Source organism: Acinetobacter sp. Q85-2, from assembly GCF_013420555.1.
Taxonomy (GTDB): Bacteria; Pseudomonadota; Gammaproteobacteria; order Pseudomonadales; family Moraxellaceae; genus Acinetobacter; species Acinetobacter indicus.
In genome coordinates, this window is the sequence record NZ_VOXW01000016.1 from 58,611 (window position 1) to 68,749 (window position 10,139).

The window sequence follows — 10,139 nt, forward strand, 5'->3', positions numbered from 1 at the left end:
ATTGTTTTACACTAGGCAAAATTCCACCATGCCCGCTAATTATGACTGCCACGCCAACCCATCAAGCCCTGCAACCCGAATTCAGATTGTTGGTGCTCTTGGTGTCGATTGGCTTTTTTATGCAGGGCCTGGATACCACCATCATCAACACCGCGTTGCCGGCCATTGCCGAGAATTTGCAGGAAGATCCGCTGCGCATGCACAGCGTGGTGGTGGCCTATGTATTGTCAGTGGCGGCCTGTATTCCCTTGAGTGGCTGGCTGGCCGACCGTTTTGGCGTGCGCAACACCTATTTTTCCGCCATTGTGATTTTCACCCTGGCCTCCATTGGCTGTGCCTATGCCAGCAGCCTGAATGAACTGCTGTTTTACCGGGTACTGCAAGGCATTGGCGGCGCGTTCTTATTGCCAGTTGGTCGTCTGGCGATGCTAAAAATCATTCCCCGCACCCAGTTTTTATCGGCCATGAGCCTGATGAGTCTGGCCGGTCTGATCGGCCCCTTAATTGGACCTACTTTGGGCGGCTGGCTGGTGGAAGTGGCCTCATGGCACTGGATTTTTCTAATCAATCTGCCGATTGGCATTTTAGGGGTCTTGATTACTTTTAAAGCCATGCCAAATATTACCGAGCCGAGCGTGCCGCAATTTGATTTCTGGGGATTTATCCTGTTATTGATTGCCATGGTCGGGCTGTCACTGGGTATTGAAAATGTGGCTAGTCCGCTGTACTCGCTGTGGTGGAGCATTGCGCTGGTTCTGCTCGGTCTGCTGAGTGCCGGCCTGTATGCCTATCATGCGCATACCCATCAGAATGCCCTGTTTCGCAGCAAGCTGTTCCGGCACCGGATTTATGCAATCGGGATTCTCGGTAACTCGATTGCCCGGCTGGCCGGCAATTCAATTCCCTTTTTACTGCCGCTGATGCTGCAACTGGCCTTTGGCTTTGAGCCCTTTGTGACCGGCCTGATGATGATTCCGACCGTACTCGGTTCGCTGGCCTCAAAACCGATCATCCGCCAGCTGATTCAGCGCTTTGGTTATCGTCAGGTACTTATCACCAATACCTTGCTGGTCGGGGCCTGTATCGCCAGTTTTGCCCTGACCACGGCCGACACACCCATCTGGCTACGTGCGCTGCATTTCTTTATTTTTGGTCTGCTTAATTCACTGCAGTTTGTGTCCATGAACACCCTGACCCTAAAAGATTTGCCGCAGCAGGATGCCAGCAGCGGCAACAGCTTCCTGTCGATGATCATGATGCTGTCCATGAGTATTGGCGTGGCCTTGGCCGGAACGCTGGTCAACCTGTTTAGTGCCTATTGGGGACCGGAACAGGTGGTCGCAGCCTTTCATGCCAGCCTGATCTGTCTGGGCAGTATCAACCTGCTGGCTGCAATGATTTTCTGGAAAATTCCGAAAAACACCCCGGTCTAAAGCCGCGTAGAATGCTAGCCGCCGTGCAGGCTTCGCGTTATGATCAAAATTGAATCCTGAAGATCTACCTTGCCTATGTCTGCACACCCTGCCCGCCGTTCTGTCCAGCCCCTGACCTATGCTGCGGTTGCCATCTGCGGCGTGGTGCTGATGGCGGCCTTGCTGTATTGGGGCGTGCTGCATACCCGGCCAGCCACCGCACAGGACTATCCGATTCAGGGCTTTGATGTTTCGCATCATCAGCAGCAGATTGACTGGCACAGGATTTCGCCGAAAAAATACCGTTTCGTCTATTTAAAAGCCACTGAAGGCGGCGATTTTAAAGACCGTAAATTTCAGGACAACTGGCTGGCCGCGCATGAACAGGGCTTTCTGGTCGGCGCCTATCATTTTTATCGGCTGTGTCGTGATGGTCAGGTGCAGGCACAGAATTTTATCGACAGCGTTCCGAAACAGGCCAACAGCTTGCCACCAGTGATTGATCTGGAATACGACAGCAACTGCATCAACACCTATACCCGGGAACAGTTGCTGCATGAAATTGGGGTGATGCATGACGCGCTGCAACAGCACTATGGCAAACAGCCGATTTTTTACATTTCCAGGAATTTTTATAATATTGTACTGGTCAATCAGTTCCCGCAGGTGCCGCTGTGGGTACGCGAATATCAGGGTAAACCGGCCTTAAGTGGCAATCCCGACTGGCTGTTCTGGCAATATAGCAATCGTGGCCAGATTACCGGCATTGCCACTCCGGTCGATCTTAATGCCTTTTATGGCGATGAACAGGACTGGCAACAGTTTCTGAAGGCCAACCAGATTGTGGAACCATCTAAACATAGTACGGATACAACCCCTTAATACTCATACCAACAAGATAAAAATAAAAGCTGACAGGGATATTGTGCGAATGACACTGAAATACAAGATTTTGTCAGGTCTGCTTGGCCTGATGTTACTGCTGATTGCACTCATCATCTATATACTGCAGCCCTCCGGAAAAGTGCAGGATTTCCAGCCGTGGCTGTATCAGCCGGCAGCAACCGCACCAGCGGGCTACACGGTCAAATTCTTTGGCGTATCGACCTTACTGTTTGATGATGGCCAGCAACAGCTGTTGATTGATGGCTTCTTTAGCCGGCCGAGTCTGAGTCAGCTGATGTTTGGTCAAATTAACAGCCAGCCAATCGTAATTGAACATGCGATTGAGCTCCATCAATTGCAACGAACGCAAGCCATTCTGGTGACACACTCGCATTATGACCATGCGCTGGATGTCCCTCTACTTGGCCAATTGCTGCCGCAGGCTAAAATTATTGGTTCCCGAAGCACGCTGAATATTGCCCGTGGTGCTCACTTGCCCGAAAGCCAGTTACAGCAGCTGGTACCTTTACAACCGATGCAGATTGGCAACTTTACTGTCACCGCTTTCCCGTCCCAGCATACGCCGCCAACTGCAGTGAATAATGATCTGGGTGAGGAAATCCAGCAGCCACTGAGCCTGCCGGCACGGTTTTCGGAGTTTAAAGAAGGCCATAGCTTTGACTATCTGATTGAATATGAAGGTCATAAAAGTCTGGTCAAGGCCAGCACCGGTTTTATTCCCGAACAGCTCAAACAGCTACAGGTCGATCATCTGTTTCTGGGCATTGCCCAGCTGTCCAGGCAACCGGAACAGTATCAGCAGCAGTATCTGGCAGAAACCTTGCAGCACCTAAAACCCAAGGTGCTGATTCCCATCCATTGGGATGATTTTTTCCAGCCGCCAGAACAGCCGCTACAGTTTTTACCACATCTGGCCGATAATACCCCGAAGAGTCTGAATACCGTGATCAAGGCCGCAGCACAACAACAGACCCAAGTGCTGCTGCTCGATCAACCGTATGCTTATCCGCTAATGACAGCCACGGATGTCGCGCGTTAAGATGGTGCCATGAGAAAAATCATTCATATTGATATGGATGCGTTCTATGCCTCGGTCGAGCTAAAAGAGCGTCCAGAGTTACAACATCTGCCGGTGGTGGTGGCATCACATCATCCTCGCGCGGTGATTGTGGCCGCGTCCTACCCGGCGCGGGTGTTTGGGCTGCGCTCGGCCATGTCAATGAGTCAGGGCCGGAAACTGTGCCCGCAGGTGATTGTACTGGAACCGAATTTCCAGAAGTACCGGGAAGTCTCGGCACAAATCCATCAAATTTTTCAAAAATATACCGCGATTATTGAACCGCTGTCGCTCGATGAAGCCTATCTGGATGTTACCGAAAACCTGCCGCAGCTCCCCAGCGCCACAGAAGTGGCAATGCACATCCGCGAAGATATTTTTCAGACCACCGGCCTGACTGCATCTGCCGGCGTGGCACCCAATAAATTTCTGGCCAAAATTGCCTCGGACTGGCATAAACCGAATGGCCTCTGCGTGATCAAGCCTTCGCAGGTGCAGACCTTTATTCAGGATTTACCCTTAAAGAAAATTCCGGGCGTGGGCAAGGTCATGCAGGAAAAGCTGAAGGCCTTGGGTCTGGAAACCTTAGGCGATCTGCAACAGGTCGAAGAAGGTCTGCTGATTCAACGCTTTGGCAAATATGGCAAACGCCTGTTTTTATATGCACAAGGCATTGATGAGCGCCCGGTTCAAGCCGAACGCAAACGCCAGCAGATTTCCAAAGAAATCACCTTTGATGATGATTATGTCCTCAGCCAATGCACACCCTACTGGCCACAACTGCTGCAACAGATCTGGGCCAGTCTGGAAAAAAAGCAGCTCTGTGCCCGCGGCGTGTCAGTCAAACTGAAACTGAAAAACTTTCAGGTGTTACAGCACAGCAAAAGCTTTCAGCATATTTTTACTCATCCGCAGCAGCTGGCACAGGCGTTACAGCTATTAATTGAGGAAATGCATATTTCGCCCCAAGAAAAGTTCCGGTTAATTGGCGTGGGAGTTTATCAACTGTCCTCACCAGCCCAGCAGCCACAGCTCAGCCTACTTTAGGCTTAAAATTGTGCAGAAATTGATCAAAAGAATAAAAATGATACAAAATGCGCTTCACAATGGGCAAAATTAGAGTAATCTATCTGCGCAATACATTTATCCATGTATGTGCTGAGATGCTGAAAATCACCTTTACTTTCAGCATGCTGTCCTGTGATTGGCGTGATGATCTATCCGAATATTACAGGACAACTCTGACGTTCCCATGGATGGCTGTATCGTCTCCCGCCTCGTTGTATATTCTTCTTTTTATCTGATTTTCTGTTGCATTATCCTGATCTATTCCCTTCAGATCACCGACTTTTACGTCCTAAAATTCCCCTTTTCCAAATCAAAATCACCACAAGATTGATGGATTTCTGTACCAAATCCGGCAGCGCTGGTGTTCTGTACTGGCGCTTCATGGCAATATAGTCACATTGCCGGAGCAGCTGAGGTGCTGCCTGCCCATCTACAGGATTTTGTTATGACCGTACAACGTTTACATGTCGCACAGCGCTATTCAGAAATTGCCATTTCAGGCCATCTGGTGCATTTGGCCGGCCAGCTGGCAGAAGACACCAGCCTGGATATTCGCGGTCAGACCCGCCAGACCCTTGAGATAATTGACCGTTTACTGGCTGAAGCCGGCACCGATAAAAGTCATATCATGTCAGTCATGATTTTCTTAAAAGATATCGAGCAAGACTATGCAGCCATGAATGAAATCTGGGATGCCTGGGTCGCCGATATTGAAGCACTGCCCCGTACCTGTGTGGAAGCCAAGCTGTATCAGCCCGAAGTCCTGGTTGAAATGACTGTGGTCGCGGTTAAACCATAAAAATTTGAGATAAAAAGCATCTGTTTAGATGCTTTTTTTCAACCCAACGCGCCCATTCTGCGCGCTGAGGCCGGATAGAACGCCAATTTCTTTTTTGGCAGATCAAGCGCCTCCAGATTTTCAGCGCCCTCCAGTAACCCAAATTCTTCACGCAACTGCTGATATTCCGGCACCTGATCAAAGCTGATTACGGTATAACCGGCCATCCGCAGCAATTCATTCTGATACTGAATATGCTGACGTTTTAAGGTCAGGGTATCATCCAGGGTAATCACGGCCAGTACCTGATAAGCATCATCCAGCACCACAAAGTCCGCCACCATATTGCGGTATTTATTGCGGGTACGCGGCAGTTTGGTGGTCAGTAGCGCATCAAAAGACACATGGGTCAGCACGGTATGGGTCGGTAAAATTTCTTTTAGCCGGGTATAGGTCAGCTGCTCATTCAAACTGAAAATAGCGCGGCGTTTCAGGGTGCTGTCGGTCTGGCGTTTAGCCTGAATGGCATGCCTGGCTGCCATGATGAGCAACCCTGCCAGAATAAGACTTGCGAGAATAATATAAACGGTCATGAGGTTAATCCTTTAATACTCTATTCTTATAATTTATTCGGTATCTCACCGATTATTTTTCAAATACAAGTATAACGTTTTGCTTATTATAAATAGGTTAAATTTAAGAAACTTAAACCAATGCTGACGAAAGATGCATAAACACTGACAGTCTGTTGCAGAGCAAGTTTCCAGGAAAAACCATCTCCTTGTTTTTCCTCAAGCTAATGTATACCAACTTTTATGAGCTTCACAATTCTTTTCAAACCAATTGTCTGACAAATCCGACAAAATGTGCGCCAGAAAAAAGGACGCACTTGGCGTCCTTTCCTGATTTAAGCACGGGATTTTGGCTTAGACTTACCTTTGGTCTTTGCGCCGCCAAATGGACGTTTTTCACCAGTTTCACGTGGCGGCAAACCAGTGTGCTGTGTCAACATCTGGCCTTTTTTCGGACGATTCGACTGACCCTGATTTTGGCCTTGACCACGGTTACCAGGCTGACCGGTACGTTTCTGTGAATCTCCGGCCAGGGTCGAGTTTTTCTTACGCGCTGACTGGTACTGCCCTTCCGTACCTTGCGGCTGATAGGTTGGAATCAGATGCTGCTTGGAATTGCCAATCAAATCGGCACGGCCCATCTCTTTTAAAGCCTCACGTAACAATGGCCAGTTGTTTGGATCATGGTAACGCAAGAAGGCTTTGTGCAGACGACGACGTTTCTCTCCTTTCACAATATCGACATCTTCGGTATAACGCGCCACTTTGGCCAGCGGGTTTTTACCGGTGTAATACATGGTGGTGGCGGTGGCCATTGGCGATGGATAGAAGGTCTGTACCTGATCGGCACGGAAACCATTCTTTTTCAGCCAGATCGCCAGGTTCATCATGTCGTAGTCGGTGGTGCCCGGATGCGCCGCGATGAAATACGGAATCAGATACTGTTCCTTGCCGGCTTCCTTGCTGAAACGATCAAACATTTGCTTGAAGCGGTCATAGGTACCAATACCGGGCTTCATCATCTTCGATAACGGACCTTTTTCGGTATGTTCTGGTGCAATCTTCAGATAACCCCCAACGTGGTGGGTCACCAGTTCACGCACATATTCCGGATTCAGTACCGCCAGGTCATAACGCAGACCGGAACCAATCAAAATCTTTTTAATGCCTTTAATTGCACGTGCTTTACGGTACAGCTGGGTCAGTGGTGCATGATCGGTATGCAGGTTCTGACACACGCCTGGGAATACACAGGACGGCTTACGGCAGTTCTTTTCAATTTCCGGATCTTTACAGTGCAAGCGGTACATGTTAGCGGTTGGACCACCTAAGTCCGAGATAATCCCGGTAAAGCCCGGTGCGGTATCACGGATTTTTTCCACTTCACGCAAAATCGACTCTTCCGAACGGTTCTGGATGATACGGCCTTCGTGTTCGGTAATCGAACAGAACGTACAGCCCCCAAAACAGCCACGCATGATGTTCACCGAGAACTTGATCATGTCGAACGCCGGGAAACGTGCATCGCCATAAGCTGGATGTGGCAGACGTGCATATGGCAGGTCAAACACATAATCCATTTCTTCAGTGGTCAATGGAATTGGTGGTGGATTAATCCAGACATCACGCTCGCCGTGTTTTTGCACCAAAGCACGTGCGTTGCCCGGGTTAGTTTCCAAATGCAGAATACGGTTGGCATGTGCATATAGCACCGGATCATTAGCCACGTCTTCAAAAGATGGCAAACGAATAACCGCCAGTTCACGTGGTGGCAGTTTATGCTTAATGGCTTTTGAGGCCGGTTGCAGCTGAACAATCTGCGTATCGGCATCCAGGTTGTCGCCTTCACGGACAATCGGATTGGCCACCATTTCTTTTTGGAAATTCTGGTACTGGCTTAAGCTGTTACCCTTTTCTTTTTCAACTTCACAGCCATCAATATCTTCGGTCATCACATAGGGGTTGATGATCGGATCGACACGGCCAATGGTATCGACATCATTGGAGGCGATTTCGACAAACTTGGCTTTGGCCGCACGGTTATGTTTATTGATAATAAAGGCAGTACCGCGCACATCGGTGATATCGGTAATTTTTTCGCCTTTGGCCAGACGGTGCATCACTTCAATAATGGAACGCTCGCCATTACCGTACATCAATAAATCGGCTTTTGAATCCATCAGAATTGAACGACGGACTTTATCTGACCAGTAATCATAATGCGCAATACGACGCAGTGAACCTTCGATCCCGCCAAGCAACACCGGCACATCCGGGAAGGCTTCACGACAGCGCTGGCAATACACGGTTGCAGCACGGTCTGGACGCTTGTTCGGGACATTGTCTGGTGAATAGGCATCATCCGAGCGGATTTTTCGGTCCGCAGTATAACGGTTGATCATCGAGTCCATATTGCCAGCAGTGACGCCCCAGGCAATATTCGGTTTACCTAAGGCACGAAAGGCCTCGACATTGGTCCAGTCAGGCTGCGCGATAATTCCGACCCGGAAACCTTGCGCTTCCAGCACACGGCCAATAATACCGGATACAAAAGATGGATGATCAATATAGGCATCGCCGCAGACCAGAATAAAGTCACAGCTATCCCAGCCGAGTTGGTCCATTTCCTCGCGTGACATCGGCAAAAATGGCGCGGGTTCAAAACATGACGCCCAATATTTGTCGTAATCAAACAACGCTTTCGGCGCGGTTTGAGCGGTATAAGCAGTAGACATGGCTAGCAATTCTCGGCTGGCAGATGGAAGATCAGAAAAGATCGAAAGATGAAAGCCGAGTATTTTAGCATGAATTCCAAGTGGCTTGCTTGATTATAATTTATACAAAATCAAGTTTTTAATTTTTAATCTGTGCCGTGGGTGCAGTGCTGCTTAATTTTTTCAGATATAGGGTCAATATCAGGCCTAACAACAGCAGACTTGCGATAAAGATCAATAGACCAGGCCAGTCCCAGCGCTCCCAGATCAGACCGCTACCACTGCCGAGCACGCTCGAGCCCAAGTAATAGCAGAACAGATATAAAGATGAACCCACCGCCCGATACTGTAATGATTGCACCGTCACCCAGCTGCTACAAAGAGAATGTGCTGCAAAAAAAGCAAAGGTAAAAATCAGCAGCCCGACTAACACGACCGCCAGCTGATTCAGTAACATTAGCGCCAGACTGGCCCACATCACCAGCAGCATCAACGGTAACACTTTTTCTCGGCCAAACTTTTGTCCCCACTGTGCTGCCCGTGGTGAACTGTAAATTCCAGCCAGATAGGCCACAGAAATCAGCCCGATCCAGGTTTGTGGCAAAGCAAAAGGCGCATCCAGCAGATGATAGCTCATGTAGTTAAATACCGAGACAAAGCATCCCATTAGAATAAAGCCCTGAAGAAACAGAATTCTTAATTTTGGATCGGCCAGATTTTTGGCAAAGGCCTGTTTAAAACGCGACAATTGAATTGGATAGGACTGGAAATTCCGGGAATTGGGCAACAGCCAGTAAAACAGAATCGCAATCGCCAGGTTAATCACACCAATGATTAAAGTTGCATATTGCCAGGAAATAAAATCCACCAGGACTCCGGCAATTAAACGGCCACTCATGCCGCCAATTGCGGTGCCTGAAATATATAAGCCCATGGCAAAGCCAACATCTTTGGCCGCAATTTCTTCACCAATATAGGTCATTGCCACCGCGGCAACACCGCTCACCGTCATGCCAATCAGGACACGGGTGCTGAGAAAAAATGACCACTGTGGCAATAAGGCACTGGCAATTAACAACACGGCTGCAGAAAACAGTGCCACGACCATAATCGGTTTACGCCCGACCCGATCTGAAATCAGGCCAGTAAATAATAGAGCGGCGGCCAAGGCGAAGGTTGAAAAAGATAAGGGAAAACTACTTTGGGTCGGACTGACCTGAAAGAACTGGGCCAGAATCGGCATCATCGGTTGAACACAGTACAAGGCAGAAAAGGAGGCAAAACCGGCCAAAAACAAAGAGAGAAGAATGGCCTTAAACTGAGGAGAATCGTGCTCAATTTGCTGAGTCTGGCTTTGGGAATCTGACATATACACTCCAATTATGTTATGAGTATACGCCGGTTCCGGTTAAATTGGGGGCTTCAATTTCAACCGATTAAAAGCTGGTTTAAACGGAGAGAAGAACCCTCGATAAATTCTACTTTCTTAAGCACACAAATTTTCTGCATAAAAAAATCCCCCTGCTGTTTAAGCTCGGGGGATTTTGAATTAATGAGCTGGCGATGACTTACTCTCACATGGGTAACCCCACACTACCATCAGCGCTAAGAGGTTTCACTTCTGAGTTCGGG

The 10,139-nt window shown here is 48.8% G+C and carries 8 protein-coding genes; 5 read left to right on the plus strand and 3 right to left on the minus strand.

What is annotated here, in order from left to right; all coding sequences use genetic code 11:
* Positions 1 to 41: 41 nt before the first annotated feature.
* From mdtD to FTT68_RS10130, 5 genes are all read left to right on the plus strand, one after another.
* Positions 42 to 1,433, plus strand: coding sequence for a multidrug transporter subunit MdtD (mdtD, locus tag FTT68_RS10110; RefSeq protein WP_005181486.1), 1,392 nt, complete (start codon positions 42 to 44; stop codon positions 1,431 to 1,433).
* A gap of 75 nt (positions 1,434 to 1,508) precedes the next feature.
* Positions 1,509 to 2,294 carry a GH25 family lysozyme gene (locus FTT68_RS10115; protein WP_180175311.1) on the plus strand — a complete coding sequence of 262 codons (786 nt, stop codon included), beginning with the start codon at positions 1,509 to 1,511 and terminating at the stop codon, positions 2,292 to 2,294.
* Positions 2,295 to 2,343: 49 nt separating this feature from the next.
* Positions 2,344 to 3,357 carry an MBL fold metallo-hydrolase gene (locus tag FTT68_RS10120; RefSeq protein ID WP_016659726.1) on the plus strand — a complete coding sequence of 338 codons (1,014 nt, stop codon included), beginning with the start codon at positions 2,344 to 2,346 and terminating at the stop codon, positions 3,355 to 3,357.
* Positions 3,358 to 3,366: 9 nt separating this feature from the next.
* Entirely contained in the window at positions 3,367 to 4,422 is a 1,056-nt protein-coding gene (dinB, locus tag FTT68_RS10125) for a DNA polymerase IV (protein WP_180175312.1), read from the plus strand.
* 466 nt (positions 4,423 to 4,888) lie between these two features.
* Positions 4,889 to 5,242: a RidA family protein gene (locus FTT68_RS10130; RefSeq protein ID WP_005181474.1), complete on the plus strand. Its 354-nt coding sequence runs from the start codon at positions 4,889 to 4,891 to the stop codon at positions 5,240 to 5,242.
* A gap of 38 nt (positions 5,243 to 5,280) precedes the next feature.
* Here the strand turns inward: FTT68_RS10130 and FTT68_RS10135 are convergent, their stop codons facing one another.
* The 3 genes from FTT68_RS10135 to FTT68_RS10145 form a co-directional block, all read right to left on the minus strand.
* Positions 5,281 to 5,814, minus strand: coding sequence for a DUF2726 domain-containing protein (locus tag FTT68_RS10135; RefSeq protein ID WP_005181471.1), 534 nt, complete (start codon positions 5,812 to 5,814; stop codon positions 5,281 to 5,283).
* A 314-nt stretch (positions 5,815 to 6,128) separates the two neighbouring features.
* On the minus strand, positions 6,129 to 8,528 hold the full coding sequence (locus FTT68_RS10140; protein ID WP_180175313.1) for a YgiQ family radical SAM protein: 2,400 nt from the start codon (positions 8,526 to 8,528) through the stop codon (positions 6,129 to 6,131).
* Positions 8,529 to 8,646: 118 nt separating this feature from the next.
* Complete coding sequence (locus FTT68_RS10145) at positions 8,647 to 9,876, minus strand: MFS transporter (RefSeq protein WP_160243622.1); 1,230 nt, start codon at positions 9,874 to 9,876, stop codon at positions 8,647 to 8,649.
* Between the last annotated feature and the right edge of the window lie 263 nt (positions 9,877 to 10,139).